Raw genomic sequence first — 24,318 nt, 5'->3', positions numbered from 1 at the left:
ATCCGGGCGGAGTCAAAAGCCCTTGTGAAGACTGTAGCCAGCCCACCGCAATCCCCTCAGACTGAAATAGCTGATTCGTGATCGGATGCAGAGCCCGCGCCGGATCCTGTTGCTGCTGGTGTCCATGGTTGGGGCTGCACTGGTCGGTTGGATCACTGCTGCCTCCATGGCCCCTGAAACCCGCGCCCGCGGAAGTCGTCTGGCTGAAGATCCTCAGGTCGAATCGCTGATGCAGCAACTCCAGCTCCAGGAGGAGCTCAGCGAGGCAGAACGTGTTCTCCTTCTGGAACGTTTGATTGCTCTGGAACGCCTTCAGGAAGCCGAAGTGGCGCTGCAACCGTGGATCACGGCTCGTTCTACCCCCCGCGAACTCAGCTTGTTCAAAGCGGAGCTGCAACGCCTCAATGGCCAGCCCGAGGCAGCCCGACGCAGCCTCAATCAATTGATGCTCTTGCATCCGAATGATCCGCAGGTTTTGCAATTGCTGGTGCTGCTGGATCAGCAGCGGGGACGCCAAATTCAGGCCAAGACTGAACTCACCACCCGTTTCAAGGGCTTGGAACCGGGACAACGTCTGGAGATCGGTCTGCTTCTTGCCGATCTCTTACGTCAAAGCGGATCCCACAAGGAAGCGGTCAACCTGTATCGCCAACTGGCTTCAGAGGAGCCGAGCAACACAAGACCCTTGCTGGCCCTTGCGCTGTTGCAGCAGGACCAAGGCCATACAAATGATGTGGAAGCTCTGCTGAAGCAGGCCCGCCAACGGCGGGATTCAAACGGACAGATCGATCCATTGATCGATGTTCTGGCAGGACGGCTCGGATTGAGCGCTGCACGCTATGCCGCCTCGGAACAACCTGGACCTACGGCGATGCGGGCTGATTCTGGAAGGCCTTGAGGGCCTCATCAATGGCGTCGGAAGGTGGCGTGGCGTCATCCATGGCCGTCGACCGCCGGATCCTGTTCATCAGATCCATGGGGTTGGCGGCGTCGAGAACGGACCCGTTGTCATTGGTGTTTCCGTAAATCTCTCGTTCTTCGCGGTTCTGATAAGGCGCATCCACCTGGGCATTTGCGCCAACCGGGATGGCCGCTGCGATCAGGCAGGGCAGAACAAGTTGTGCGACAGCCGCAAGACGGGAGGACATCAGCGGATTTCGGGGTGGGCTGATGCTAAGGGTCTTTTTCACCACCGGATCAACCGTGCAGATCGCCACCTGGAACGTGAATTCCGTTCGCATGCGACTCGATCAGGTGCTCAGTTGGCTGGAGAACGAGCAACCGGATCTTCTCTGTCTGCAGGAAACCAAGGTTGATGACCCGCTGTTTCCTTTGCAGGACTTCAAAAATGCTGGCTGGCACGTGCACATCCATGGCCAGAAGGCTTACAACGGCGTCGCCCTGATCAGCCGCAACCCCTTGGAGGATGTGCGCTGCGGATTCGTTGGGGAGCTCCCTGACGAGGCTGAAGCTGCGGATCTCGGCGAACAGAAACGCGTGATCAGCGCACTGCTGAATGGCGTCCGCGTGCTCAACCTCTATGTGCCGAATGGATCAAGCTTGAAATCAGAAAAATATCCCTACAAACTGACCTGGCTTGGTTGCCTCAAGCGTTACCTCGAGGCCCAGCAGGAGCGCGGCGAACCGCTGTGCATGGTCGGCGACTTCAACATCGGGCTTGAAGCACGCGATCTTCCCGACCCAGACCGACAAACCGGCGGCATCATGGCCAGCGATGCTGAACGCAGTGCTCTTCGTGCCGCCCTTGGGGAGCGGCTTCAGGACGTGTTCAGGGTCTTCGAGCCAGATTCCGGCCACTGGAGCTGGTGGGATTACCGCAGCGGCGCCTGGGACCGGGACCGCGGCTGGCGCATCGATCACATTTATCTCTGCGAGGAACTGCTGGGCCTCGCCCGGAGCTGCATCATCCACAAAGGTATGCGCGGCAACCTGCAACCCAGTGACCACGCACCGGTCAGCGTTGACCTCGACTGGCCTCCATCCGATGACGACAACGATGACCTGCTGTTCTGATCGCAGTCAGTAGAGCTCCACGCCTGCTGGCAGCGTCACCATGCGTTTGGCCGATTCACCACAGGTGCGCGGCGTGGGAAGCACCTTGCCGGGATTGGCGCGGTTGTCGGGGTCGAAGGCAGAGCGCAATAGACCCATCGTTTCCAGATCATCCGGGCCGAACATCCAGTCGAGATAGCAACGCTTGTCGGCCCCGACGCCATGCTCACCGCTGATGCTGCCCCCGGCGTCGAGACACACCCGCAGAATGGCGGCACCGAGTTCCTTCACGCTCCGCTCCACATCCGGCTGGTCCAGGGAATAGAGGATCAGCGGATGAAGGTTGCCATCGCCGGCATGAAACACATTGGCCACGGGCAGGCCGTGCTCCTGGCTGAGCCGTTCAATCGCGGCCAGCACCGAGGGAAGGCTGCTGCGAGGCACCACACCGTCTTGCACGTAATAGGTCGGCGTGATTTTGCCCACCGCTGAAAAGGCAGATTTACGTCCTTTCCAAAGCACCGCGCACTCCGTGGGGTCTTGGGCCCGTCGCAGGCCACGGGCCCCTGCGGCACGACACAGCACATCGGCCCGTTCTGCGGATGCCTGAACTTCGGCATCCTGCCCATCCAGCTCGATCAACAGCACCGCCGCCGCATCGCGGGGGTATTCGTCGTAGCCGAAGAAATCATTCACGGCGTTGATGGTGACGTTGTCCATGATTTCCATCCCCGCCGGCAGCAGGCCGCTCGCGGTCACAGATCGCACCGCTTCCCCTGCCGCTTCCATCGTGGCGAAATCAGCCAACAGCACGTTCACGCACTCCGGCGCCCGGAGCAAGCGCAGGGTGATGGCGGTCGCGATGCCCAGGGTGCCTTCACTGCCGATGAAGGCACCACGAAGATCCAACTCGCACGATTCCGCCAGGCCATTCCCCAGCTGCGTGGTGGTTCCATCGGGCAACACCACCTCAAGCCCCAGCACGTGATTGCTGGTCACGCCGTACTTAAGGCAGTGCACCCCGCCTGAATTTTCCGCCACATTGCCGCCGATGCTGCAGACCACTTGACTGGACGGGTCCGGGGCGTAATAGAAGCCGTCACCGGCCACGGCCCGTGTCACCCAGCTGTTGATGACCCCGGGCTGGACCGTGACCCGTTGATTGGCCAGATCAAGCTCGAGCACGCGACGCATCCGACTGGTCACAACGAGGAGCGCCTGCTGATCCACAAGCGCTCCCCCCGAGAGGCCGGTGCCGCTACCGCGGGCCACGAAAGGCACACCGCGTTGATGACAGCACTGCAGCACCGCGGCGACCTGTTCAGTGGTTTCTGGCAGCACCGCGAGGGGTGGGCAATGACGCTCAAGCGTCAGTCCGTCACAGTCGTAACTCAGCAGTTCCTGACGCTTCGCCACGATGGCCCGAGGGGGCAGACAGCGGCGCAGATCCCTCTCCAGAACTGACCAGTCGTGGCTCACAGCGATCTCGATCTGACCCAAGACTACGCATCAAAAAGCTTGCGAAGTGGGCAATTAAGAAACACAGCAAACAGAACTGGACGTTCCTGAGTCAGGATGTTGCACGGTTTGCATCAGCCCTTTGGCGTCGGTTCCAGTGACAGCTCCCGCGTTGAACACCAGCCATTCCGAAGCCATCTTCGGAGCAGCACAGACCCTGATGCCAGGAGGTGTCAGCTCCCCTGTGCGGGCGTTCAAGTCGGTCGGCGGTCAGCCGATCGTGTTCGATCGGGTCAAGGGTCCCTACGCCTGGGACGTGGATGGGAATAAATACATCGACTACATCGGCAGCTGGGGGCCTGCAATCTGCGGCCACGCCCACCCCGAGGTGATCGCAGCACTGCAGGAGGCGGTCGAGAAGGGCACCAGCTTCGGAGCTCCCTGTGCCCTGGAGAACACCCTGGCCGAGATGGTGATCGACGCTGTTCCCAGCGTTGAGATGGTGCGGTTCGTTAACAGCGGCACGGAAGCCTGCATGGCTGTGCTGCGCCTGATGCGCGCCTACACCGGCCGCGACAAGGTGATCAAGTTCGAGGGCTGCTACCACGGCCATGCGGACATGTTCCTGGTGAAGGCTGGCTCCGGGGTGGCAACCCTTGGGCTGCCCGATTCTCCAGGCGTGCCCCGCAGCACCACCGCCAACACCCTGACGGCTCCATACAACGATCTAGAGGCCGTTAAAGCTCTGTTTGCTGAGAACCCCGACGCCATCTCGGGCGTCATTCTCGAGCCGATCGTCGGCAATGCTGGTTTCATTCAGCCGGAACCAGGCTTCCTCGAGGGGCTACGCGAACTCACCAAGGAGAACGGAGCTCTGCTCGTGTTCGACGAAGTGATGACGGGATTCCGGATCAGCTACGGCGGCGCCCAAGCCCACTTCGGTGTCACCCCAGACCTCACGACCATGGGCAAGGTGATTGGTGGTGGTCTGCCCGTTGGCGCCTATGGCGGCCGCGCCGACATCATGGGAATGGTCGCGCCTGCAGGCCCCATGTATCAGGCCGGAACCCTCAGCGGTAATCCCTTAGCGATGACTGCAGGCATCAAGACCCTTGAATTGCTGAAGCAGCCCGGTACCTACGACAAGCTGACCGCCACCACCCAGAAGCTCGTGGCGGGCATCAAGGAAGCAGCACAAGCCGCCGGCGTGCCGATTACAACCGCCAGCGTGAGCGCCATGTTCGGCTTCTTCCTCTGCGAAGGCCCGGTGCGTAACTTCGAGGAAGCCAAGGCCACGGATTCGGAACGCTTCGGCAGGCTGCACCGCGCCATGCTCGAGCGGGGCGTCTATCTCGCACCTTCCGCCTTCGAAGCCGGCTTCACCTCCCTGGCGCACTCCGACGCCGACATCGAAGCCACGATCAATGCCTTCCGCGAAAGCTTCGCGGCCGTGGCCTGATCCCGCCGTGCTGGCCTCAGCACCTCCTCCCCCTCCACTGGTCTGCACCATCCAGACCGTGGAGAGCCGGTGGTCAGGCCAACCCATTCCTGGCATTCGTCAGCTTGAACAACAGCAATTCCAGATTGATCGGGATGGTGGCAAACCCAGCATCGATCCGGCCACGGTGATCGAGAGCAGGCTCACACCTCTGGTGGAACGATTCAGCAGTTCCGGTGTTGAGCAGATTGAACGCTCAGGGATGACCTATCACTGGTCCTACGAAGCCCCCTTGGGTCCTCTCCAATTCAGCAATGGCGTGGGATCAACAAGCCCAGCCCGCGAAAGTCGTGTCGACGTGAGCGGCGATCTGATTATCGACGTGCAAAACGGTTTCAAACTCAGTCAGCAATCCCGCCTAACCCAATCCGGTGGGACACAAACCCTGAGCAGCCTTCTTGAAACAGCCCATGGCTCCTGTCGCGAACAACGCTGAGTCGCTTCTGGTGCAGGCTCGGCAAGCAGCCAAGCGTGCCCATTGCCCTTATTCGAACTTCCATGTGGGTGCCGCCGTGCGGTGTGAAGACGGAAGCGTGATCGACGGCTGCAACGTTGAAAATGCGAGCTATGGGCTGAGCATCTGCGCGGAGCGCGTCGCACTGTTTACCGCAATCAGTCTGGGCAAACGACCAATTGCACTGGCCGTGAGCTGTATCGACGCCCAGACCGATGCCTCGCCTAGCTCACGCATGCCATGCGGCGCATGCCGTCAGGTAATGCAAGAACTCCTGCCGAGCGATGCCCATGTCAGCATCGACGGGGTTGGCACGATGCAGCTTGACCAACTTCTCCCAGCACCATTTCAGCTTGGTGCGCCAAAAAGCAATCGATGATTACAGAAATAAATTCGAAACAACTGACCAACAGGGCAACATTTTGATCAAAATCATGAATCAGACAATTAAGCCATTGGCCTGATCACAGAGTGAGGGCACAGATCAGGGCATTGCATGTCAATACACACCCAAACAAGCCTCTCAAAGTCGAATCAAAAGACACATATAAACACCTCAACCAAAATCTCATCACTCCCATGAACACCACAACAAGCTTCCAGAAAAACAATATTTCCATTAATTTTTACCATCCAGCCAAAAAATAAAACACAGAGCTACGCTGTTGATTCGCAGACAAAAATCAAGATTGAGCCCAGCGCGCTAAGGCTTTCTTAGGATCACTAATTTCAGACAAGTCGCTATAAACGTACTGCGGCCATTCAACCTCTGGAAGACCTGCAAATAACATCAAATTGAGTGGATATTCTTCCGAATCCGTACAGCGACGAAAGTCATCCCGAAACAGGAATGTTGGCTTACCAAGAGCAATCGCGGCACCAAGCTCCACCATCACCCCTTCATCGGGTGGCGTTCCATTCACGATCGCGAATAGGGCATCGGCATCACGCACATCCTGCAAGTCCCGCTGGGCAACGCGATAGGCCCAACCGGGTTCCGCCAAATTCACCTGACCATTTCGAGCAAAGGGCTCCCACACCTCTAACCCCAGGGCTTCCAACGCCCCGATGAACTCTGGCAACAACAGCCGCTTCCACTGGGCGGAAAAGCCGTAAGGAGACGCCAAATAAATCGTGCGCAAGGACGTCATCACAGCCCACGCGAGGAGCGATAGGCCTGCTCATCCGCACGAGCCTTTTCGAGGTTTTCCCAGGGGAACACCACCCATTCCGATGACTCTGCAACAACGGCTGCCGTCCACCAGTCAGGACAGCTCTTGCTAACCCACACGGCAAAGGAGGCCTGAGGCACCTCAGCTTTCAACGCTTTCAACGTGCGCCCGGTTTCATAGACATCATCCACAATCAACGCCGATTGTTCTGGTGATGACAGCATGGGGCGATCCATGGCATGACTCAGTGCAACCGCGAGGCACAGCCCCCCTCTCGGGACCCCGTAAACCCCGGTCACCGTTGAATTTGCAAACCGTGAAGCCAACAGCTGCACAGCCTGATCAAACTGGGCCCAGCTAAGGATCTGCATAGCCGGAGAATGACACATCCACGCTATGTAGCCCCTTGAACCGAGACATCCCACCCCAAGAGCAAACCCGCAAATGGTTTCGCAGCCATCTGCTCAACCGGGAGCTGGAATTGCAGGAGCTGTATGACCTGCCACAGGGCGAACTGGATCTGTTGATGGCTGAAACCGCTGAGATCCGCTCGGATCCTGAAAACCGGTCCCGCAGTCACGGTCGCTGGTGCACAGCGGGCTATGTGCTTGAACTTGCCCGGATCATCGATACGCGACGCGCCCGAGACCATGACACTTTCAGATAAATCATTCGATCATGCCGTGAACGATGACTCTCACCACCAGGTTGAGATGCAGGCCTACAACCACAATTCAGGCTTACGAACCATCTCTAAACATCAACAACGAATCCCGAGCATTTTCAAAAAATCCAAGCCATGACCGACGAAATTCAAAATCACCACGAAGCAATTTCAGCACTCTTTTCTGATAGCTGACCTTATGTGGGCCAGAGGCAAGCAGCTGTTGCGTCGCCCTAATCTCTCGATCAATCGTGCGATGCCGATACACCTTTTGGATCTTCACAACGCTATCGCGAAGCTTTTGTTTGGCCGCCTCTGGGTCACCATCAACGTTGTCCCGAAGATGATCCAACATGGAACGGTCTAACGACATCCGGTAGGGGTCAGGCTGCTCAGGGATGGACTTGAGCACTTTCAAAAGGAACGCCACCCGGGCATGACGGCTAGGAAAATCCATCGAATCCGCTGCAGCGTCCAAATTCACCTGCTTCCGCCCTGAGCTCTGCGCCAAGGTTCGCTTCACCACACCACCCTCTTTCAGCAGCAGGTCATCGAGCCCGCGAAGGTAGTAGTGCTGAACAGGAAATTGTTGACCCTGATCAACACCAAGGCAACGACCTGATCCATGGGTGTTAGAGGCATGAAGACGAAGCCGCTTGAGTGCAGATGTTTTGACGATTGATTTCACCTGGGGGAAAACAAAAAATCTCTTTTGAGCAGACTCAAAGAAATCATCGTCCATGGATGCTGTCAGCCTCCATGGCATCAGGAGAGACTCAACATTTTCCTCTTCAAGGAATTGGAACAAACCTGGATGCAAATATTCATCAGCATCAATAACAGCAACATAATCCTCTCGAATCAAATCCTGAACACTGGAAATCCTCTGCCCTTCAGACTCATGGAATTGAATCGCATTTTTTGCAAATATCTCTCTGCACAATGGTGCCGCTCCTGGAGCAATCACAGGATAAAAAGCGTCAACACCCAGGCGACGATGATGATCAATAAAAGACTGGAGATAAGGGGCTTCACCATCAAAAACGCGAACTACGATGGCGAAACTGCTCACTCAATCCAGAGAATTTTATTCAAATTACCACAACATGTCCTTTAAAAACATGTTGCCTGCAGGGCTTGCAACAGAGAACACGACTAACACTGAAGCCAGTAATCTCTCCCTGCAATGGCCCATCTTCAACGGCGCGAGGTTTTGGGCCTGGGCGGGCTAAGCGCAGCGGGGTTGCTGCTGCAAGCCGCATCTACACCTCAGGGGCCCTCTTCCGTTCAACAGCAGCCCCTCAAAAAGATTGCCCTCGAGGAGCACTTTTCCATCAAAGCCCTGCTTCCCACAGAGCAGGAAGTGAGCTTCTTTGCGCCCGAAATCCTTGCCGCGATCGAACCGCGACTCCCCGAACTCGGGGAAGCCCGATTGAAAGCCATGGATGCCGCAGGCATCGACATCGCCGTGCTTTCACAAACAGCGCCTGGCATTCAAGGCATCAGCAGCCCAACAGAAGCATCAGGCCTTGCCATTGAGGCGAACAATGCACTGCACAGCGCCATTGCCATGCACATGACGCGATTCAAAGGCTTTGCAGCCCTGAATATGCAGAATGTCGACCATGCCTGCGACGAACTCAAGCGTTGCGTCCTTGAGCTCGGTTTTGTAGGCGCACTGGTCAACGGCAGCAGCCAAGGCATCTATCTCGACGACCCCTCTATGGCCCCACTGTGGTCATGCCTTGAGGATCTGGATGTTCCGCTCTACCTGCATCCAGGCATCCCGACGGATCAACCGTCGTCCATGGTGAAAGAGCTGGATGGCGCCATCTGGGGATGGTCCTTTGATACAGCCACCCATGCCCTGCGCTTGATCGTGAATGGAGTGTTTGAAAAGCACCCAGGCGCAAAAGTCATTCTCGGCCACATGGGCGAAAACCTTCCGTTCTATCTCTGGAGACTGGACAGTCGCTTCGCCACAACGCGTTATCGCGACAGCATCAGCATGTCCCCTGGTGATTGTTTCCGAAAGCACTTCTGGATCACAACATCGGGCGTTTGCGACAACGCTGCTTTGCAGTGTTCGATCGACTCCCTCGGGGACGATCGCGTCATGTTTTCAACAGACTATCCCTACGAAGACATTGAACTTGCGGGGCATTGGATTGAACAGGCCACCGTCAGCAATGCAATCAAAAAGAAAATATGCCGCGACAATGCTCGACAACTACTAAAGCTAACTTGAAAGATGATTACAACTCAAAATACCCTGAGATACGGGTACTTAGAACCTTGGCTTCTGATCAGCGATAATTCTCAAACTGGAGGGGAACATCGAGCTCATCTTCCTTACTCTTGACGAGCTGAATTGCGACCTGAAGATCATCCTTGCTTTTGCCCGTGATTCGCACACTTTCCCCCTGGATCGCCACCGTCACTTTCTTGAGTTCGTCACGCACCATCTTGCTTAGTTTTTTGGCAATCTCCTGACTCAGCCCCTTGCGCAGCTTCACCACCTGCCTGACTCGATTTCCCCCCGCCGTTTCAGGAGTTTGAAAATCAAAAATCTTGAGTGAAAGATTGCGTTTGGTCGCTTTGGTTCGAAGCACATCCTCCACAGCTTGAAGCGTCATATCACTGGCCGTGGTGATCACCAGCTCTGTTTCTTCCAGATCAATCTCAGTGTTGGAATCCTTGAGGTCATAACGGTTGCCCACATCGCGACGCACCTGATCGAGGGTGTTCACCAGCTCCTGACGGTCAAAGTCAGAGACCACGTCGAAGGAATACGTACTGGCCATGTCGCGAGCGTGTCGATCGTTCAGCTTAGAAAGCCACCGCCCCTTTCAAGGTTGCAGTCATCCCAGGCCCGTTATGGTCGCCGGACCTAATCGAAATCGATGACTCCTGCGTTTGCCTGGGCCCTCTGTCTGATGGGAGCCGTCGTGATGGTGAGCATCGTGCTTACCGGAGCCGGAAGGGCCAAAGCAGACTTCACCATGGCTGACCTGCAGGCACCACGGGCGATGTTTGAACGGCTGCCCGCCTTCGGTCAGCGCGCGGTCTGGGCACAGGAGAACAGCTGGGAAGCTCTAACCCTGGGGAGCCCCGCGATGCTGTTGTGTCTGATCAGTGGTGTCAGCAGCACCAGTGCCATCGTTGCAGCGTGGATCTGGCCAGGCATCCGTTTCGTCTATCTGTTCGCCTACGTCGGCAATGTGCCTCCCCTGAGGGGACTGTGTTGGGCAACTGGGGTGACGGCCGTCGGCGTCTGCTACGTCGAGGGGCTACGGGCCGTGATCAGCGCCGCTGGCTGATCAGTCGAAATAAAGAAGACTCACCACCTTCCCCATATCTTCTGCCGTTCGCGCACTTGCAAGCAGCGTTTCACTGTCATGAAACGCGAGGCAGATCAACTGATCACAGCGGTTGATGATCTCCTGATTGCACAAACTGCTGGCCATGGGCAAAGGCAGATCGTCCTGCTCGGGCTTATCAACAAGGTGCAGCACACGATCCAGGAGATCACGGATTTCAGGCACCTGCCGATCGAGGCTCTGGGGCAACAAGACCGTGAGCTTGGAGGGATCCACCTCCAGACATCCGCGAATCACCGCAGCGTTTACCCCTTGGGATCCTGATGTGACCAGGGAATGCCCTTCCTGAACGAGAGAGCGTGCCACCAACTCGATCAGATGAACCGCAACAACGGGGACATGGCGGCTACCAAGGATGGCGATCCTTCGCTGACTTTTGTCCTGCAACAGTGCAAGTTCCTGCGCCAGGGTGTCAACCCGATCGAGAGCTGGCAGATCCAGTGACTGACCCAAGGAAAACCCGCCGCCTGATTTCATCGGAAGCTAGCAACCATCAGGCGTGTTGAACCGTCAGATTCAATGCACTGAAGAGCTGATCCAGCTTGCAGTGCTCTTCCACAAGACGGAAGGCATAGGTCGCCTTCACGGCTTCATGCAGCCGCACATGTCCGAAGGCCTGCTCAATCACTTCCACCGTGGCGAGCGTGTCGTGCTCCACCTTGAGGAGGGGCACATCCAGCTCTTCAGCGCGGTTGATCAATTGAGGGAGAGGTTCCCCCGCTCCAGTCAGGATCAGGCACTGGGTTGAAGCCTCCAGAGCAGCCAACTGGATATCAGTGCGATCCGCACCCGTGACCACAGCCATGTTGCGTCGTTTGCGGAAGAACTCCATGGCTGAATTCACATTCATCGCGCCAATACTCAAGGTTTCCACCAGCAGTTCTTGCCGTTCTGGGCAGCAAATCACCCGCGCATTCAGCCGTCTTACCAACTCACCGACGGTGACGCTGCGCAGCAATGGGGAACGCGGCATGACCCCGAACACCTGCAAGCCAAGGCCCTGCAAGGCAGGAACCACCTGACGCTCCAAGCTCTCGACCTCCTCGGGGGTGACAGCATTCAGGACGACACCGACCAGGCGATCTCCAAGGGTCTGCTTGGCCGCCAGAAGAGCATCCACGCTGCGACTGTCCTGCCACAGGTGCACCAGCACGACCTTGGCATCAAGACCTGTCGCCAATTGCGGCAGGCTGAGGCCATACAGCAGCCCCTCCTGCAGGCTTCCCGCGCACTCCAAAAGGGTGAGTCCTTCGCCGGCCTCTATTTGCTGCCGCAGTTCATCGAAACCTTCGCCTGCATCCAGCTCGCCCAGGCCAAGGCGCTGGGCAGCTGTTGTCGGAGACAGCAGATGCATCGATGGAATCAGACGCTCCGACGGCAGATTCAGCGTTTCACCAACAAAGCGAACGTCATCGTCGATGAGGGGTTCAGGCAACGGCCCCTGGTTTGGATCCCAATCCAGGCTGGTGGCCAAGGGCTTTCCGAAGCGGATCTGCTGTCCGGCTCGCGCAAGCTGCTGGGCAATTCCCAGAACTAGGGCCGACTTTCCACTGAACGGCTCGCACGATCCGATCAACAGTGTCGTTCCCATAGAGGTGATGCCTGTCATCAATGAATCTAGGCCTGCTCAGGAGCATCACTGCGCTCAATCAACAGCCACTGCCAGAACCCATCGGGGAGGTCCGGCTCCGATCGCTGCGGATGAGAGCGATCCATCAACCAGGCCACCAGTTGATGAGTCACCAGAGAGAAATCAACGTCCCCCTCGGTATGACCAGGAAAACGGAGTTCGCATTCCAGCCTCTCCAGGGGCGCAGCGACCCCTTTCCAGCGGAGTTCATAGGGGTATCCATCCATTCCGGCAACGGGACGCCGCCCCTCCAATTCACCGCGACGCAGGATCTGCAGGGCTGCGGCCAGATCCTGCTCACGACTGACACCACCGCAATAGGGAGCAAACAGAACCAGTTGGGCAGCATCTGACACAGCTGTTGTTGGGTTCCTGGTTCAGTCGTTTCAAGGATGCCCCAAGCTGGCCCCATGGCCCAGTCCCCCTTCCACGGCCGAACCATCGGCATCACAGGCGCGCGCGGAGCTCTGGGCGTAGCCCTTTCCCGTTGCTTCCGTGGCGCAGGCGCCCACGTGATCGGTTTCACGCACGGTGCGACACCTCAAGAGCAAACGGATGGCCCCCACCGCTGGGTGAGCTGGAGCTGCGGCAACGAAGCCAGCCTGGACGCCGATCTGGCGGACATCGATGTTCTAGTTCTCAACCATGGAATCAATCCTCAGGGCGACCAAAGCCCTGACGTGATCAATCAAGCCCTGGAGATCAACACCCTGAGCAGCTGGCGGCTGATGCAGCGTTTTGAGGCCATCAGCAGAACCTCAACCCGGGGTTGTCCAAAAGAAGTGTGGATCAACACCTCGGAAGCGGAAATTCAGCCTGCCGTCAGTCCGGTGTACGAACTCACCAAACGAATGTTGGGTCAGCTGGTGAGCATCCGTGGTGCTGTGCTCGATCGATCAGGGCGCGAAGCCCTGATCCTGCGCAAGCTTGTGCTCGGCCCCTTCCGCTCATCGCTCAATCCCATTGGGGTCATGGGAGCCGATTTCGTTGCTGAACAGGTGCTGCGACAAGCCGGCTGGGGGTTTCGCCTCGTGATCGTGACCCCAAACCCACTGACCTATGTCTTAATGCCCCTGACCGAGCTCGGACGGAGGATCTACAGCCAGATCCTCAGTCGCCCCGATCCGTGAGGATCTCGCACCCGTCGCTGGTGACCAGAACAGTGTGTTCCCACTGCGCGGAAAGCGATCCGTCGCGGGTGACGACAGTCCACTGATCTCGGAGTGTGCGGCATGCCTTGCTGCCAGCATTGAGGATTGGCTCAATGGCCAGGGTCATGCCGGGACGCAGGGTGACGTTAGGAAGCTCATCGGTGCGGAAGTTGAACACGGAGGGTTCTTCGTGCAGGTTCCGGCCCACACCGTGGCCGGTGTAATCCTCCACGACACTGAAACCGTTGGCCTTGACGTGGTCTTCAACCGCTCCAGCGATATCCAGCAGGGTGTTCCCGGCTTTGACTTGGCTGAGACCAGCCATCAAGGACTCCTTGGCAACACGGCTCAACGTCTGAGCTTCCTCGGGGGCATCACCCACGCAGATCGTGATGCAGCTGTCTCCGTGGTAGCCCTCGAAGTACGCGCCGGTGTCAACTTTCAGCAGATCGCCCTGCCGGATCACCCGCTTCGCACTGGGAATGCCATGCACCACCTCGTTGTTGATGCTGGCGCAGATGCTCGCTGGAAACCCGTGATATCCCTTAAAGCTCGGGGTCGCGCCCATTTCCCGAATGCGTTTTTCAGCGTAGGCATCGATATCCCCAGTGGTCTGACCGGGCTCCACCATTCCCATCACTTCCCGGAGCACGGTTGCAACGATGTGACTGGCCTGGCGCATGATCTTCACCTCGCGCGCCGATTTGATCTCAACACCTCGACGCTTCTGGATCCGCGGCCCGGTTGCTGTCACCTGCCCCTGCGCAGCCTGGGTGGATGCCAGAAGATCAGCAAAGAGATTCATGGCTCAACCGAATATCCGTCACGCTATCAACAGCAACCGAATTGATGCCGGTCATGACGCTGCTTGTGCGCTTGCGCGAACTGCACCGAAGCGTTGCACCATTCGTTCTGGCGCCACTTCTAGTGACGGTGTTCTCCGGCGTCAGTTATCGCTTGGCCCGTGATTGGTTCGGAGCGAGCCGCGAGCAGGTGCACTGGTTGATGGTGGTGCATGAAGGGGAATGGCTTGGATCCACACTGGAACCGCTCGTCGTGCTTCTCAACGCAGTTGGCCTGTTGTGGATGCTGATCACAGGCGCGGTGCTCCTGATCGAACGATGGCGCCGGAAGGTACACTCATAGTTTGGCGATTCAACGCGGAGCTGGGATGGCAGCCGATTCGAAGGACACAGTGGTGACCGACGAGAACACCGAAGCGGCTGTGGATACAGCACCTGAGGCCTCAGAGGCAAAGCCCAACAAGGCTGCTAGCGCTCCTACAAAGAGGCTGAGCGCCGAGGCTCTAATTCGCAGCTTTGAGACGGCTCAGCAGAAGGATGATCTTCCTGAGATCTACGTGGGTGACACGGTTCGTGTTGGCGTGCGGATCAGTGAGGGCAACAAAGAACGTGTGCAGCCCTACGAGGGCGTGGTGATCTCCAAACGCCATGGAGGCCTCAATCAGACCATCACGGTGCGGCGGATTTTCCAAGGCATCGGTGTTGAGCGGGTGTTCATGGTTCATAGCCCCCAGGTGGCTTCCATCAAGGTGGAGCGGCGCGGTAAAGTGCGCAGGGCGAAGCTTTTCTATCTGCGGGAACGGGTGGGCAAGGCCACCCGCGTGAAGCAGCGCTTCGATCGCTGAGGTTTCGACCTCGTTCAATCAGTTGCCAACAACGTTGGCTTAGGGGTTCATCGCCTTGCGCCGTTAGTTCAGTTGGTAGAACGCAGGTCTCCAAAACCTGATGTCGGGGGTTCGAGTCCTCCACGGCGCGTCCGATGTTCCCCTCGTGCAGTTTCCCGGTTCTGAGCATGGAGTTGGATCTTCAACCTGGTGATGTTGTGAAGGTGTTGGAGTCAGCCGCCCTTGGCTGGGTCCGAGCCCGAGTGATACGCGTCAAATCTGGCGGCCGTGTGGTCGTTCAAAGTGATCAAGGTCGTGAGTTCACCGCTCGTGGCAATCAGGTTCGGCTGATTGAACCAGCTGGATTCCGCCCCTGAACTTTGTTCTGTCGGTTTTCAACCGATGTGAACTGCTTTGTCCCGACGACTGTGTCGTCGGGATTTTTTTAATGGCAGCGATCTGGTGACAAATCAAGCTTGTTCGTCGCTTCAGTTGTTGACGGAGGGCAGGGCGACGGTTGATACTGATCGGGTCGTCAAGGCGACACAGATCAAGCTGTTCTGAGGAACACTCCTAAAAGCTTGCTTTGATCTGGGACCGTAGTTCAACCGGTTAGAGCACCGCCCTGTCACGGCGGAAGTTGCGGGTTCGAATCCCGTCGGTCCCGTTCTCACCACCAAGAGCATCGATGGTGCGCGTTCGATTGGCCCCTAGCCCAACGGGCACGCTTCATATCGGAACGGCACGCACAGCTGTTTTCAACTGGCTTTACGCCAAGCATGAGCAGGGAAAATTCGTGCTCCGCATTGAAGACACCGATAAAGAGCGGTCAAAACCGGAGTTCACCCAGAACATCCTTGAGGGCTTGCAATGGCTCGGGCTCAACTGGGATGAGGAACCCGTCATCCAGAGCGAACGGGTCTCCCAGCATCGTGAGGCGATTCAGTCCCTGCTCGATCAAGGATTGGCCTACCGCTGCTACGCCAGCGAATCGGAACTCACGGCCATGCGCGATGCGCAAAAAGCCTCTAACCAGGCTCCGCGCTACGACAACCGTCACAGGAATCTGACACCGGATCAGGAGCAAGCCTTTCAGGCGGAAGGGCGTGAAGCGGTGATCCGCTTTCGGATTGATGACGCCGCCGAGATCCGCTGGAACGATCTGGTGCGTGGAGCCATGAGCTGGAGTGGCTCTGACCTCGGTGGTGACATGGTCATTGCCCGTCGCGCGCCGGCGGATCAGATCGGGGACCCTCTTTACAACCTTGTGGTGGTGGTGGATGACGCCGCAATGGAGATCACCCACGTGATCCGCGGTGAAGACCACATTGCCAACACGGCCAAGCAACTGCTCCTTTACGAGGCGCTGGGTCTGCCCTTACCCACCTTTGCCCACGCCCCTCTCATCCTCAATTCTGAGGGACGCAAACTCTCCAAACGAGATGGGGTGACGTCCATCAATGACTTCCGCGCCATGGGATACACCCCTGACGCCATTGCCAACTACATGACCCTTTTGGGTTGGTCCGTTCCGGAGGGCATGGAGGAACGATTCAGCTTGAGCGAGGCCGCTGCCGTCTTCAGCTTCGAGCGTGTCAACAAAGCAGGTGCCCGCTTCGACTGGGACAAGCTCAACTGGCTCAACGCCCAGGTTTTGCATGGCTGGACATCGGAGCATCTCCTGAAAGAGCTGACACCACTTTGGGCTGGGCGCGGTTGGGAGCAACCCAACAGCAACAGTTGGAGCCTCGACCTCTGTGCCTTGCTGGGCCCGTCGCTCACCCTGCTGAACGATGGCGTCGATCAGGCGGCACCGTTCTTTGAATGTCCGGAACTCCAGGAGGATGCTCTTGAGCAACTGGCTGTAGACGGAGCGAAAGCGGCCGTCACCAACCTGATTGAGCGCCTTGAGAGCAAACCATGGGATGGAATGGATACCGATCAAGCCAAGGCCTGGTTGGGGGATGCCGCCAAAGCAGCCGGTGTGAAAAAAGGAGTGGTGATGAAATCCCTGCGCGCCGCATTGCTTGGGCGTCTTCAAGGACCGGATTTGATCACAACATGGTCACTGCTGGCCCGAATCGGTGAGGACCTGCCGCGTCTGCGGCGCTGCCTCAGCTGACATTGGTTCAACGTCATCGCCTTTGACCAGACCGAGAGCCCGAGCTAACGGTTGAGCAGTAAGGCCCTGCAGACCAACGGTCATCAGGATTGTCAGAAACACCAGCCCCTGAAGACGTCCAGCCCCCAAGATGCCGGCCTGTTCGAGACGTATGGCGAACAGTGAGGCCACTGATGCAGTAACGATTCCTCGAGGAGCGAGCCAACCCAGAAACAGGCGTTGTTCAAGGTTGTAGGGCAGGCCAATTGTGGCCACACCTACGCCGATCGGGCGCACCACCAGCATCAACGACAGCACACACAGAATCCCGCCCCAACCGAGCGGACTGAGTTCAGCCCAAGACACGTCAGCCGCCAGAAGCGGAAAGAGCATGGTGATCGCCAACTGCGCCAGTTCCTGAATCAGACCATCCAGTTCGGCGGTGTGCGGTCCTGGACGGCGACCGACGACGATGCCTGCTGCCACCGAAGCGGGAAGGGCTGATTCAGGCAGCAGCCACTCACTGACGCCGTACATCAGAAACAGCAAACCCAGGCTGAGCTGAAGCGGTAACCCCTTCAACTGATCGGGATTGAGTCGTCTCAGGACCTCTGACAAGAGCCAGCCGACGCTCCCGCCGATCAGCACACCGCCACCCAATCGATACAACAGGCCGAGCATGACCTCACGCCAGCCATGCAGATTGCCAATGGCAAGCTCCAACAGCAACAGAGCTAAAACAGCACCGATGGGCTCAAGGACCAGTCCTTCAGCCTCAAGAACTTCACCCAGAGGCGGTGCGAGCCGAATCTGACGCACCAACGGGGTGACCACCGTTGGCCCCGTGGCCAGCACGATGGCGCTGAAAACGGCGGCAAGCGACCAGCTGAGGCCAGCAAGCCAATGGGCCGCCACCAGACCACCTCCAAGGGAGATCAACAGGCGTAGGGCTGCGATGCGCTGCACCGTGGCCTTGATCGTGTCACCGGGCAGGCGGAGATTGAGTCCGCCGTCGAACAGCACCAGGCTGACCAGCAGACCCACCACAGTCCCAAGCCCGGAGCCAAGGTCGAGGGGTTCCACCCAACCCAAACCCGAGCGACCGATCAGCAGCCCAGACAGGAGCAGCAAAACAACTCCAGGCAATCCAGACGTGGCCGCCAGAAGGCGCGCCGAAGCACCCGAGAACACAGTGACGCCCCAGAGGAGGCCCAGACGCTCAGGCGTCATCGACGGAGGAGAACTGAGGTTCCACGCGCACGCCAATCACAGCCTGGGGCCGAACGACCAGATATTCACCCTCCAGATCGCTGATGGGAACGTTGACGAAGCCGCCCTGCGTCTCGGCATTGACCAAACCTTGGTACCACTCCTGAAAGGTCTTGAGTTTCGGGAAGAACACGCGCTCGGTCTGCCCTCCCACAAGGTGGAGATGGACGGCATAACGGCGAGGCGTACGGGACATCAGTGCGGAAGGACATCCGTCATGGTTTTCACAGGATGACGGATCGGTTCAGGGTCTGCCCATAGAAAAGGGTGAAGACCTGCCCGTCGCGGGGCATAAAGCGGATGGCGTGGCTGTCCCGAGGCCGTCAACCCCAACATCAAAGGGTGAGGAGAATCGGGAACAGATCGTTTGCGCTCAGCAAGCAACTTTTGAATCCCGTCAAGAACGGCCTGAGCCCGATCCAGTCGCGCCCCATTCACCCCCCAACCGCACCAGAGATCGACCCCAGGCATCAGGGACCAGTGGTTGAGCCATCGCATCAGGAAGTAGTCGTTCCGAACACCAATTGGATCCTTCACCCTGAGCAGCGCCGCAGGCGATGGCGAGATGCGAGCAAACAAATTGAGAACGACCAATTCCCGATATCCCCATTCCCTTGTGAAGCCAATCAATCGACGCAGGGTCGGGTCATCGCGCTGTCCATCAGCCCTTGAGGGGTTCAGTCCGATGAAAAGCAGGCAACCCTCCCCAGCGCCCAGGCAACGCCTCAGCCACCAGCGATAGCAGCCATCGCTGCTCAGCAGCGCCTCAGACTCCGAGGTGGCGGCAACACCGCTCAAGAATGCGTTCGCTGGCGTGACCATCGCCGAAGGGATTAACGGCGCGGGACATCTCTTCATAGGCCGTGGGATCCCCAAGCAGGCGCGAGGTCTCTTCCACAATCACATCGGGATCGGTGCCCACCAGCCGAGCCGTTCCCGCATCAACGGCCTCCGGCCGCTCCGTGGTTCGCCGCAAAACCAGAACAGGTTTGCCGAGCGCAGGAGCTTCCTCCTGGAGACCGCCGGAATCGGTCAGCAGCAGGCAGCAGCCTTTCATCGCCGCAACAAGCCGGTCGTAATCCAAAGGTTCGGTCAGAACGACACGGGGATGACTCCCCAGAAGAGCCTGCAATGGCTCACGCACCGTCGGATTGCGATGCATGGGCAGCAGGAGGGCGGTGTCGGGGTATCGATCCAGCACCTGCAGCATGCCTGCAGCGATGTCATGGAGACGATCACCCCAATTCTCCCGCCGATGCACGGTGGCCAGGATCACCCTCTGTTGGGCCCAGTCGAGTCCATCGAACTGGATATCCGGCGCCGATTCCGCCATCAGCAACAACGCATCGATCACTGTGTTTCCAGTCACGGAGATCTCCCCGACAACACCGGATGCCTTCAAATTGGTTTCCGCCTTAGCCGTAGGCGCGAAGTGAAGTGTCGCAATCTGGGAGAGCAGTCGACGATTGGCTTCTTCAGGGAAGGGGTCCAGAAGATTGTCGGTCCGCAGACCAGCCTCCACATGCCCAACCGGGATCTGCTCGTAAAACGCTGCCAGGCCAGCGGCAAAGGCCGTGGTGGTATCCCCTTGAACCAGGACCAACTGCGGGGGATAGGCCTGAAAGTCTTCACGCAGCCCTTGAAGCGCTGCACAGGTGACGTGCGTCAGGGTTTGGCGGGGCGCCATCAGGTTGAGATCCTGATCAGCTTGGAGATGAAATAGATCCATCACCTGGGCCACCATTTCACGGTGCTGCCCGGTCAGGACGACCCGAGTCTTCAGCGCATTACAGGCCTGGAACATCCGGATCACCGGAGCAAGCTTGATCGCCTCCGGACGCGTTCCCAGAACGATCGTGACACGGGGCTGTTCAGCCATTCCATCCAGACGGACCGCTGGAGTTTACGGGCGTCAACCCGGAGAGAACAGTGAGAAAACCTTGCCAGCCTCAGCATCGGGACGATCCTGAAGGGGAATCTCTCGCCATCACCGTGGCTCAGCCGGTTTCCCCCCCCAGCTTCCCGCCGCGCCCGACGCCAGACCGGACCTCTAAGACGTCAGTACGGAGCCCTGCAGTGACTCCGGTCATCCAGAGCGCCGGGCCGAAAGCGGCAAAGGATGGTTCTCCAAGCCTGGAAGAGATCGTTCACATCGCCCATGAAGCCGGCCATTCCGATGTGCACCTGGGGGTTGGAGAAGTCCCGCGCTACCGAGCCCGAGGGGACATCCAGGGCACGGAATGGCCCGTGACCGATGCCGATGTTTTTCAAGGATGGCTCCATGAAATCCTGACGCCTCAGCAAATCGATGCCTTCATCAGCGACAAGGAATTTGACGGCTCCCATGCTTTTGCCTTCGTGCGCGTGCGAATCAACCTGATGGATTCGCTGCGGGGGCCGGCAATGGTGCTGCGCCTGATTCCGCAGACAATCCTCAGCATGGAGCAGCTGAATCTCCCAAGCGTGCTGGAAGGTCTCGCGGCCCGTCCGAAGGGACTGATCCTGGTGACTGGACCGACAGGGTCTGGCAAGAGCACAACGCTGGCGGCCATGATCGACTGGATCAACCGCAACGAAGCTCGACACATCCTCACGATCGAGGACCCCGTGGAATTCGTGCACGAAAGTCGTAAGTCCCTCATCCGCCATCGCGAAGTGGGGTTGCACACGCTGAAGTTCCACAACGCATTACGGGCTGCCTTACGGGAAGACCCGGATGTGATCTTGGTGGGCGAAATTAGGGATCAAGAAACACTATCCACAGCGCTCGAAGCCGCGCAGACCGGCCATTTGGTTTTCGGAACGCTGCACACCAATTCAGCGGTCAAGACCGTGGAACGGGTCCTTGGCATGTATCCCGCTGAAGAGCAAGAGAGCGTGCGCCGGTCGTTGTCAGAGGCACTGATCGGGGTGATTGCCCAGGGACTGATCAAGACCACCGATGGGAAGCGGGCGGCTTATCACGACATCCTGATCAACACAGACGCCTGCAAGGACTACATCCAGCGGGGGGCCCTCGATGAGGTGGAGGAAATCATGGAACGCAGCGGCTTCGACGGGATGGTGACGACCAATCAATCCCTTCTGGCCCTGGTGGAGTCGGATCGCATCGAGGGAGATCAGGCTGTTGCCGTGAGCCTCAAACCCAATGAGCTGGCTCAAGCCCTACGGGGCCGAAGCTGATCAGCCTCCGCTGAACACACGCACCAGCAGAACGACAGCGATCCCGGCAGACAGGCCGATCATCGCCAGGCGACCGTTCCAGATCTCAGCCTGAGGAGTGAAGCCCCGCTTCCAAGCATTCAGTTCTTCAGCCTCCACTGGCGCCGGGGAATCTGATCTGGATTCGAGTTGGTCCACGACGCTGGTGCCGAAGAGTGGGCACAAGCCTAAAAGGCTTTCTTAAAAGGGTGGATCTGTTGCGTAAAGAGCATTGGCCTGGTCCAAGGGCCAGCGAGGGGCGACCCCGGATTCAAGAGACGTCGAGCCTGTGTTCTGGCTCAGGCGCATCAAGGCCGCTGCACCGATCATCGCGGCGTTGTCTGTGCAGTACGCGAGAGGAGCGATTGAGACAGCAATTCCCCGCTCCTGCCCGCGTTCAAGCATGCACTGGCGCAGGCGGCGGTTCGCCGCGACGCCGCCCACCATCACCAGTTGGCCAACACCATGGTCTTCAGCACAGCGGAGGCTGCGCTGCACAAGAACATCGGCCACCACCTGTTCGAAGCTGGCGGCCAGGTCTGCAAGAGGCAGTGGATCCGTTGTCTGTCGGAGTGTTTCGACCGTGCGGAGCATGGCGGTCTTGAGCCCACTAAACGAAAAGTCGTAGGGATGGAACCCCCCGCCCGGCAATGAAATCCGACCCTTAGGCAACTTGAAACATGTTGGATCACCCGTTTCAGCAACGGCCTGAATAGCTGGGCCTCCGGGATAACCAAGATCCAGTAAGCGAGCCACCTTGTCGAAGGCTTCGCCAGCGGCATCGTCATGACTTCGACCAAGACGCTTCATGCCCCCGTCAACGGCCACAAAAATCAGTTCGGTGTGACCTCCACTGACCAGCAGCACCAGATAGGGAGCCTGAGGAGGGTCCTCTCCAAGCATCACCGAGGCCAGATGGCCCTCCAGATGGTGGATGCCAAGAAAGGGACGCCGGTGCAATGCCGCAAGAGTGCGGCCGGTCACCGACGCCACCATCAGAGCCCCGGCCAACCCCGGCGTGATCGTGGCTGCAATGGCATCCAGCTGACCCAAGGCCAGACCAGCCTCATCAACAACCGCCGCAATCAACCCAGGCAGGGCCTCAACATGGCGACGGGAGGCGATTTCTGGCACAACGCCACCCCAGCGAGCGTGCTCCTCCACCTGGGATGCAATCTGTGAGGCCAGCACTTCAATGCGACCGTGGTCATCACGACGAAGAACCGCAGCAGCGGACTCGTCACAACTTGTTTCGAGGGCAAGCACCGCATGCATCGAAGTGATGCCCCTCCCCTACTCTCCGACTTGTGACATCTTGCCCTTTCGGGGCACCGTTCAGAGGAATCGTTCCGATGCGTCGTCTCTTCGCCGTCGTGCTTTCAGCACTCCTGGTGTTCGGCTTCGCCCCCGTCGCGAAGGCGGATGTGGCTGGCCTCACACCTTGCTCAGAAAGTGCTCGCTTCCAGCAGCGTGCCGCTGCTGCCACAACGCCTCAGGCCAAAGCTCGCTTCGAGATGTACAGCAAAGCATCTTGTGGAGCAGATGGACTTCCCCATCTGATCGTTGATGGCCGCTGGAGCCATGCCGGGGATTTTGTCTATCCCGGGATCATGTTCCTGTACATCACCGGATGCATTGGTTGGGCTGGTCGTGAGTACCTGAAAGCCACCCGCGGCAAAAATGCCGCCAACTACGAAATTTTCATCGATCGCAGCATCGCCATCAAGAGCCTTTTGGCAGCAGCCACTTGGCCGCTGGCTGCTTTTGGTGAATTCACCAGCGGCAAGCTGCTCGAAGACGACAGCAAGGTGACTGTTTCACCTCGCTGATTAAGACGACTTCAAACATTGCCTTCTCAAGAATGAACAAATTTCTTACAGCCGCACCTGTTGTTGCAGCCATCTGGTTCACAGCCACTGCTGGAATCCTGATCGAGTGGAATCGCTTCTTCCCCGATCTTCTGTTTCACCCCATGTGATTCACCTGGTGAATTTCACCTACGCAGGGAACCTTCGGGTTCCCTTTTTTATTGCCAATCACAATCAATATCGCTAAAAGTAAGATCTCATCCTTGAACATCATGACGCCGTTCCCCTCACGTCCATATACCAAGTTGCTTGCCGGTTGTTTCTCTGTGTCTGCCGTTGCTCTTGGCAGCACGATTTCTCTACCGACAGCAGCCCAGGTAGAGGTTCAGTTTTTTGACAACCAAATCACAATTAAGGAAGTCAAAGCAGCTCAGAAGGGCTGGTGTGATGCACTGTTGACCATCAGCCAGGCATATCAAAAGGGTGGACATACTGCCGCAAAGGCCAAAGCATCAGCCATCATTGATGCCGCCTACGGCTACCAATACGGCCCAGTCGCATTCAAGCCGACCTATGCCGTAGGCGAAACGACCTTCCGCCCAACCCGCCAAGGAGCTTTGGCCTATTTTGTTGGGCCTGATCCAGACGTGAAGCAGTTTGGGCCCAAACAAGGTTTCGCGACCTATAGAAATTGGAAGACGTGCACGATTAAAAACGACACGATTCAGTTGATCGGAAATACAGCCAACACAATGGGCACTGTTACGTTGACTGACTCCAATGGAGTCCAAGGCTCGGTCGAAAAAACCTGGACGTTTTGGCAGCCAACACCCGGCACAGTGCGCATTGTTCTTCATCACTCATCTGCACCATTTGATGCGCGCTGAGTCCC

The 24,318-nt window shown here is 58.0% G+C and carries 33 protein-coding genes and 2 tRNA genes; 19 read left to right on the top strand and 16 right to left on the bottom strand.

Annotated features, from left to right (window positions below):
• The first annotated feature begins 85 nt into the window (after window positions 1-85).
• Window positions 86-898, top strand: a complete 813-nt coding sequence (locus tag FZX13_RS10540; protein ID WP_226409524.1) for a tetratricopeptide repeat protein — start codon at window positions 86-88, stop codon at window positions 896-898.
• Here FZX13_RS10540 and FZX13_RS10535 read toward each other — a convergent pair.
• Window positions 864-1,148, bottom strand: a complete 285-nt coding sequence (locus tag FZX13_RS10535; RefSeq protein ID WP_226409523.1) for a hypothetical protein — start codon at window positions 1,146-1,148, stop codon at window positions 864-866. The genes FZX13_RS10540 and FZX13_RS10535 overlap by 35 nt on opposite strands.
• Window positions 1,149-1,203: 55 nt before the next feature.
• Between FZX13_RS10535 and xth the strand changes: the two genes are divergently transcribed.
• Window positions 1,204-2,034 carry an exodeoxyribonuclease III gene (gene xth, locus FZX13_RS10530; protein ID WP_226409522.1) on the top strand — a complete coding sequence of 277 codons (831 nt, stop codon included), beginning with the start codon at window positions 1,204-1,206 and terminating at the stop codon, window positions 2,032-2,034.
• Window positions 2,035-2,040: 6 nt separating this feature from the next.
• Here the strand turns inward: xth and FZX13_RS10525 are convergent, their stop codons facing one another.
• A complete protein-coding gene (locus FZX13_RS10525; protein WP_226409553.1) occupies window positions 2,041-3,492 on the bottom strand; it encodes an FAD-linked oxidase C-terminal domain-containing protein in 1,452 nt (483 codons plus the stop codon).
• 136 nt (window positions 3,493-3,628) lie between these two features.
• Here FZX13_RS10525 and hemL point away from each other — a divergent pair, with 136 nt between their 5' ends.
• Genes hemL through FZX13_RS10510 form a run of 3 tightly spaced genes read left to right on the top strand, consistent with a single transcriptional unit; the run spans window position 3,629 to window position 5,802 of the window.
• Entirely contained in the window at window positions 3,629-4,930 is a 1,302-nt protein-coding gene (gene hemL / locus FZX13_RS10520) for a glutamate-1-semialdehyde 2,1-aminomutase (RefSeq protein ID WP_226409552.1), read from the top strand.
• A 7-nt stretch (window positions 4,931-4,937) separates the two neighbouring features.
• The gene (locus FZX13_RS10515) at window positions 4,938-5,405 is read left to right on the top strand and encodes a hypothetical protein (RefSeq protein WP_226409521.1); all 468 of its coding nucleotides are present in this window, start codon (window positions 4,938-4,940) and stop codon (window positions 5,403-5,405) included.
• Window positions 5,380-5,802, top strand: coding sequence for a cytidine deaminase (locus FZX13_RS10510; RefSeq protein ID WP_226409520.1), 423 nt, complete (start codon window positions 5,380-5,382; stop codon window positions 5,800-5,802). The genes FZX13_RS10515 and FZX13_RS10510 overlap by 26 nt, the downstream gene beginning before the upstream one ends.
• A 304-nt stretch (window positions 5,803-6,106) precedes the next feature.
• Here the strand turns inward: FZX13_RS10510 and FZX13_RS10505 are convergent, their stop codons facing one another.
• Both FZX13_RS10505 and FZX13_RS10500 read right to left on the bottom strand, forming a co-directional pair.
• A complete protein-coding gene (locus tag FZX13_RS10505; RefSeq protein ID WP_226409519.1) occupies window positions 6,107-6,574 on the bottom strand; it encodes a nucleoside 2-deoxyribosyltransferase in 468 nt (155 codons plus the stop codon).
• On the bottom strand, window positions 6,574-6,831 hold the full coding sequence (locus FZX13_RS10500; RefSeq protein WP_370630812.1) for a hypothetical protein: 258 nt from the start codon (window positions 6,829-6,831) through the stop codon (window positions 6,574-6,576). The genes FZX13_RS10505 and FZX13_RS10500 overlap by 1 nt, the downstream gene beginning before the upstream one ends.
• A 170-nt stretch (window positions 6,832-7,001) precedes the next feature.
• Between FZX13_RS10500 and FZX13_RS10495 the strand changes: the two genes are divergently transcribed.
• Window positions 7,002-7,262, top strand: coding sequence for a hypothetical protein (locus FZX13_RS10495; protein ID WP_226409517.1), 261 nt, complete (start codon window positions 7,002-7,004; stop codon window positions 7,260-7,262).
• A gap of 73 nt (window positions 7,263-7,335) precedes the next feature.
• On the opposite strand, the gene FZX13_RS10490 is transcribed toward FZX13_RS10495, so the two are convergent.
• Entirely contained in the window at window positions 7,336-8,331 is a 996-nt protein-coding gene (locus FZX13_RS10490; RefSeq protein WP_226409516.1) for a glycosyltransferase family 2 protein, read from the bottom strand.
• Between the two features lie 114 nt (window positions 8,332-8,445).
• Between FZX13_RS10490 and FZX13_RS10485 the strand changes: the two genes are divergently transcribed.
• Entirely contained in the window at window positions 8,446-9,507 is a 1,062-nt protein-coding gene (locus FZX13_RS10485) for an amidohydrolase family protein (RefSeq protein WP_226409515.1), read from the top strand.
• A 58-nt stretch (window positions 9,508-9,565) separates the two neighbouring features.
• Here FZX13_RS10485 and FZX13_RS10480 read toward each other — a convergent pair whose 3' ends face one another.
• Window positions 9,566-10,063, bottom strand: a complete 498-nt coding sequence (locus FZX13_RS10480; RefSeq protein ID WP_115095090.1) for a YajQ family cyclic di-GMP-binding protein — start codon at window positions 10,061-10,063, stop codon at window positions 9,566-9,568.
• A gap of 99 nt (window positions 10,064-10,162) precedes the next feature.
• Here FZX13_RS10480 and FZX13_RS10475 point away from each other — a divergent pair, with 99 nt between their 5' ends.
• Window positions 10,163-10,579 carry an MAPEG family protein gene (locus tag FZX13_RS10475; RefSeq protein WP_226409514.1) on the top strand — a complete coding sequence of 139 codons (417 nt, stop codon included), beginning with the start codon at window positions 10,163-10,165 and terminating at the stop codon, window positions 10,577-10,579.
• Here FZX13_RS10475 and FZX13_RS10470 read toward each other — a convergent pair whose 3' ends face one another.
• The 3 genes from FZX13_RS10470 to ebsA are packed head-to-tail and all read right to left on the bottom strand — an operon-like array spanning window position 10,580 to window position 12,625.
• On the bottom strand, window positions 10,580-11,116 hold the full coding sequence (locus FZX13_RS10470) for a DNA recombination-mediator protein A (protein WP_038556374.1): 537 nt from the start codon (window positions 11,114-11,116) through the stop codon (window positions 10,580-10,582).
• 16 nt (window positions 11,117-11,132) lie between these two features.
• Entirely contained in the window at window positions 11,133-12,230 is a 1,098-nt protein-coding gene (locus tag FZX13_RS10465) for a phosphotransacetylase family protein (RefSeq protein ID WP_115024027.1), read from the bottom strand.
• Window positions 12,231-12,256: 26 nt separating this feature from the next.
• Entirely contained in the window at window positions 12,257-12,625 is a 369-nt protein-coding gene (gene ebsA / locus FZX13_RS10460) for a type IV pilus biogenesis protein EbsA (RefSeq protein WP_226409513.1), read from the bottom strand.
• Window positions 12,626-12,661: 36 nt separating this feature from the next.
• Between ebsA and FZX13_RS10455 the strand changes: the two genes are divergently transcribed.
• On the top strand, window positions 12,662-13,399 hold the full coding sequence (locus FZX13_RS10455; protein ID WP_226409512.1) for an SDR family oxidoreductase: 738 nt from the start codon (window positions 12,662-12,664) through the stop codon (window positions 13,397-13,399).
• Here the strand turns inward: FZX13_RS10455 and map are convergent.
• A complete protein-coding gene (gene map / locus FZX13_RS10450; RefSeq protein ID WP_115024032.1) occupies window positions 13,380-14,225 on the bottom strand; it encodes a type I methionyl aminopeptidase in 846 nt (281 codons plus the stop codon). The two genes, FZX13_RS10455 and map, sit on opposite strands and share 20 nt — an antisense overlap.
• Window positions 14,226-14,278: 53 nt before the next feature.
• Here map and FZX13_RS10445 point away from each other — a divergent pair, with 53 nt between their 5' ends.
• The 6 genes from FZX13_RS10445 (at window position 14,279) to gltX (ending at window position 17,169) form a co-directional block, all read left to right on the top strand.
• Window positions 14,279-14,566: a PepSY domain-containing protein gene (locus FZX13_RS10445; protein ID WP_226409511.1), complete on the top strand. Its 288-nt coding sequence runs from the start codon at window positions 14,279-14,281 to the stop codon at window positions 14,564-14,566.
• A 25-nt stretch (window positions 14,567-14,591) separates the two neighbouring features.
• Entirely contained in the window at window positions 14,592-15,068 is a 477-nt protein-coding gene (gene rplS, locus FZX13_RS10440; protein ID WP_226409510.1) for a 50S ribosomal protein L19, read from the top strand.
• Between the two features lie 57 nt (window positions 15,069-15,125).
• A tRNA-Trp gene (locus tag FZX13_RS10435) sits at window positions 15,126-15,198 on the top strand.
• A 37-nt stretch (window positions 15,199-15,235) separates the two neighbouring features.
• Complete coding sequence (locus tag FZX13_RS10430; RefSeq protein ID WP_006043540.1) at window positions 15,236-15,424, top strand: hyperconserved protein Hcp; 189 nt, start codon at window positions 15,236-15,238, stop codon at window positions 15,422-15,424.
• A gap of 216 nt (window positions 15,425-15,640) precedes the next feature.
• Window positions 15,641-15,714, top strand: a tRNA-Asp gene (locus tag FZX13_RS10425).
• A 21-nt stretch (window positions 15,715-15,735) separates the two neighbouring features.
• Complete coding sequence (gene gltX / locus FZX13_RS10420) at window positions 15,736-17,169, top strand: glutamate--tRNA ligase (protein WP_226409509.1); 1,434 nt, start codon at window positions 15,736-15,738, stop codon at window positions 17,167-17,169.
• Here gltX and FZX13_RS10415 read toward each other — a convergent pair.
• From FZX13_RS10415 to wecB, 4 genes are read right to left on the bottom strand one after another with little or no spacing between them, the layout of a single operon-like run.
• Window positions 17,113-18,378 (bottom strand): sodium:proton antiporter, encoded by a 1,266-nt coding sequence (locus FZX13_RS10415; RefSeq protein ID WP_226398282.1) that lies wholly within the window; start codon window positions 18,376-18,378, stop codon window positions 17,113-17,115. The genes gltX and FZX13_RS10415 overlap by 57 nt on opposite strands.
• Window positions 18,368-18,613, bottom strand: a complete 246-nt coding sequence (locus FZX13_RS10410) for a hypothetical protein (protein ID WP_226409508.1) — start codon at window positions 18,611-18,613, stop codon at window positions 18,368-18,370. Before FZX13_RS10410 ends, FZX13_RS10415 begins: the two co-directional genes overlap by 11 nt.
• On the bottom strand, window positions 18,613-19,215 hold the full coding sequence (locus FZX13_RS10405; RefSeq protein ID WP_226409507.1) for a DUF1643 domain-containing protein: 603 nt from the start codon (window positions 19,213-19,215) through the stop codon (window positions 18,613-18,615). The genes FZX13_RS10410 and FZX13_RS10405 overlap by 1 nt, the downstream gene beginning before the upstream one ends.
• On the bottom strand, window positions 19,184-20,296 hold the full coding sequence (gene wecB / locus FZX13_RS10400) for a non-hydrolyzing UDP-N-acetylglucosamine 2-epimerase (protein ID WP_226409506.1): 1,113 nt from the start codon (window positions 20,294-20,296) through the stop codon (window positions 19,184-19,186). The genes FZX13_RS10405 and wecB overlap by 32 nt, the downstream gene beginning before the upstream one ends.
• 197 nt (window positions 20,297-20,493) lie before the next feature.
• Between wecB and FZX13_RS10395 the strand changes: the two genes are divergently transcribed.
• Entirely contained in the window at window positions 20,494-21,600 is a 1,107-nt protein-coding gene (locus tag FZX13_RS10395; protein ID WP_370630811.1) for a type IV pilus twitching motility protein PilT, read from the top strand.
• Here FZX13_RS10395 and FZX13_RS10390 read toward each other — a convergent pair whose 3' ends face one another.
• Together FZX13_RS10390 and tsaD are read right to left on the bottom strand one after the other, a co-directional pair.
• Window positions 21,601-21,777 (bottom strand): high light inducible protein, encoded by a 177-nt coding sequence (locus tag FZX13_RS10390; RefSeq protein WP_226398286.1) that lies wholly within the window; start codon window positions 21,775-21,777, stop codon window positions 21,601-21,603.
• A gap of 42 nt (window positions 21,778-21,819) precedes the next feature.
• A complete protein-coding gene (tsaD, locus tag FZX13_RS10385; protein WP_226409504.1) occupies window positions 21,820-22,893 on the bottom strand; it encodes a tRNA (adenosine(37)-N6)-threonylcarbamoyltransferase complex transferase subunit TsaD in 1,074 nt (357 codons plus the stop codon).
• 77 nt (window positions 22,894-22,970) lie between these two features.
• Between tsaD and FZX13_RS10380 the strand changes: the two genes are divergently transcribed.
• The 3 genes from FZX13_RS10380 (at window position 22,971) to FZX13_RS10370 (ending at window position 24,313) form a co-directional block, all read left to right on the top strand.
• On the top strand, window positions 22,971-23,447 hold the full coding sequence (locus FZX13_RS10380; protein WP_115024045.1) for a Photosystem I reaction center subunit III: 477 nt from the start codon (window positions 22,971-22,973) through the stop codon (window positions 23,445-23,447).
• A gap of 32 nt (window positions 23,448-23,479) precedes the next feature.
• Window positions 23,480-23,596, top strand: a complete 117-nt coding sequence (gene psaJ, locus FZX13_RS10375) for a photosystem I reaction center subunit IX (RefSeq protein WP_006850741.1) — start codon at window positions 23,480-23,482, stop codon at window positions 23,594-23,596.
• A gap of 102 nt (window positions 23,597-23,698) precedes the next feature.
• Window positions 23,699-24,313: a hypothetical protein gene (locus tag FZX13_RS10370; RefSeq protein WP_226409503.1), complete on the top strand. Its 615-nt coding sequence runs from the start codon at window positions 23,699-23,701 to the stop codon at window positions 24,311-24,313.
• The last annotated feature ends 5 nt before the right edge of the window (window positions 24,314-24,318 follow it).

The organism is Synechococcus sp. MU1625 (assembly GCF_020514205.1).
GTDB lineage: Bacteria > Cyanobacteriota > Cyanobacteriia > PCC-6307 > Cyanobiaceae > Parasynechococcus.
The sequence above is the reverse complement of the archived record's forward strand: the minus strand, read 5'-3'. Positions and strand labels throughout refer to the sequence as shown.

Bases quoted from the DNA above. Each gene is read 5' to 3' on its own strand.
- FZX13_RS10505 (WP_226409519.1), bottom strand. From the start codon at position 6,574: ATGACGTCCTTGCGCACGATTTATTTGGCGTCTCCTTACGGCTTTTCC.
- FZX13_RS10510 (WP_226409520.1), top strand. From the start codon at position 5,380: ATGGCTCCTGTCGCGAACAACGCTGAGTCGCTTCTGGTGCAGGCTCGG.
- rplS (WP_226409510.1), top strand. From the start codon at position 14,592: ATGGCAGCCGATTCGAAGGACACAGTGGTGACCGACGAGAACACCGAA.
- wecB (WP_226409506.1), bottom strand. From the start codon at position 20,296: ATGGCTGAACAGCCCCGTGTCACGATCGTTCTGGGAACGCGTCCGGAG.
- FZX13_RS10445 (WP_226409511.1), top strand. From the start codon at position 14,279: ATGACGCTGCTTGTGCGCTTGCGCGAACTGCACCGAAGCGTTGCACCA.
- FZX13_RS10370 (WP_226409503.1), top strand. From the start codon at position 23,699: ATGACGCCGTTCCCCTCACGTCCATATACCAAGTTGCTTGCCGGTTGT.
- FZX13_RS10470 (WP_038556374.1), bottom strand. From the start codon at position 11,116: ATGAAATCAGGCGGCGGGTTTTCCTTGGGTCAGTCACTGGATCTGCCA.
- FZX13_RS10535 (WP_226409523.1), bottom strand. From the start codon at position 1,148: ATGTCCTCCCGTCTTGCGGCTGTCGCACAACTTGTTCTGCCCTGCCTG.
- map (WP_115024032.1), bottom strand. From the start codon at position 14,225: ATGAATCTCTTTGCTGATCTTCTGGCATCCACCCAGGCTGCGCAGGGG.
- FZX13_RS10465 (WP_115024027.1), bottom strand. From the start codon at position 12,230: ATGGGAACGACACTGTTGATCGGATCGTGCGAGCCGTTCAGTGGAAAG.
- FZX13_RS10540 (WP_226409524.1), top strand. From the start codon at position 86: ATGCAGAGCCCGCGCCGGATCCTGTTGCTGCTGGTGTCCATGGTTGGG.
- FZX13_RS10380 (WP_115024045.1), top strand. From the start codon at position 22,971: ATGCGTCGTCTCTTCGCCGTCGTGCTTTCAGCACTCCTGGTGTTCGGC.
- FZX13_RS10480 (WP_115095090.1), bottom strand. From the start codon at position 10,063: ATGGCCAGTACGTATTCCTTCGACGTGGTCTCTGACTTTGACCGTCAG.
- gltX (WP_226409509.1), top strand. From the start codon at position 15,736: ATGGTGCGCGTTCGATTGGCCCCTAGCCCAACGGGCACGCTTCATATC.
- FZX13_RS10475 (WP_226409514.1), top strand. From the start codon at position 10,163: ATGACTCCTGCGTTTGCCTGGGCCCTCTGTCTGATGGGAGCCGTCGTG.
- FZX13_RS10485 (WP_226409515.1), top strand. From the start codon at position 8,446: ATGGCCCATCTTCAACGGCGCGAGGTTTTGGGCCTGGGCGGGCTAAGC.
- FZX13_RS10455 (WP_226409512.1), top strand. From the start codon at position 12,662: ATGCCCCAAGCTGGCCCCATGGCCCAGTCCCCCTTCCACGGCCGAACC.
- psaJ (WP_006850741.1), top strand. From the start codon at position 23,480: ATGAACAAATTTCTTACAGCCGCACCTGTTGTTGCAGCCATCTGGTTC.
- FZX13_RS10430 (WP_006043540.1), top strand. From the start codon at position 15,236: ATGGAGTTGGATCTTCAACCTGGTGATGTTGTGAAGGTGTTGGAGTCA.
- FZX13_RS10415 (WP_226398282.1), bottom strand. From the start codon at position 18,378: ATGACGCCTGAGCGTCTGGGCCTCCTCTGGGGCGTCACTGTGTTCTCG.
- FZX13_RS10410 (WP_226409508.1), bottom strand. From the start codon at position 18,613: ATGTCCCGTACGCCTCGCCGTTATGCCGTCCATCTCCACCTTGTGGGA.
- FZX13_RS10500 (WP_370630812.1), bottom strand. From the start codon at position 6,831: ATGGATCGCCCCATGCTGTCATCACCAGAACAATCGGCGTTGATTGTG.
- tsaD (WP_226409504.1), bottom strand. From the start codon at position 22,893: ATGCATGCGGTGCTTGCCCTCGAAACAAGTTGTGACGAGTCCGCTGCT.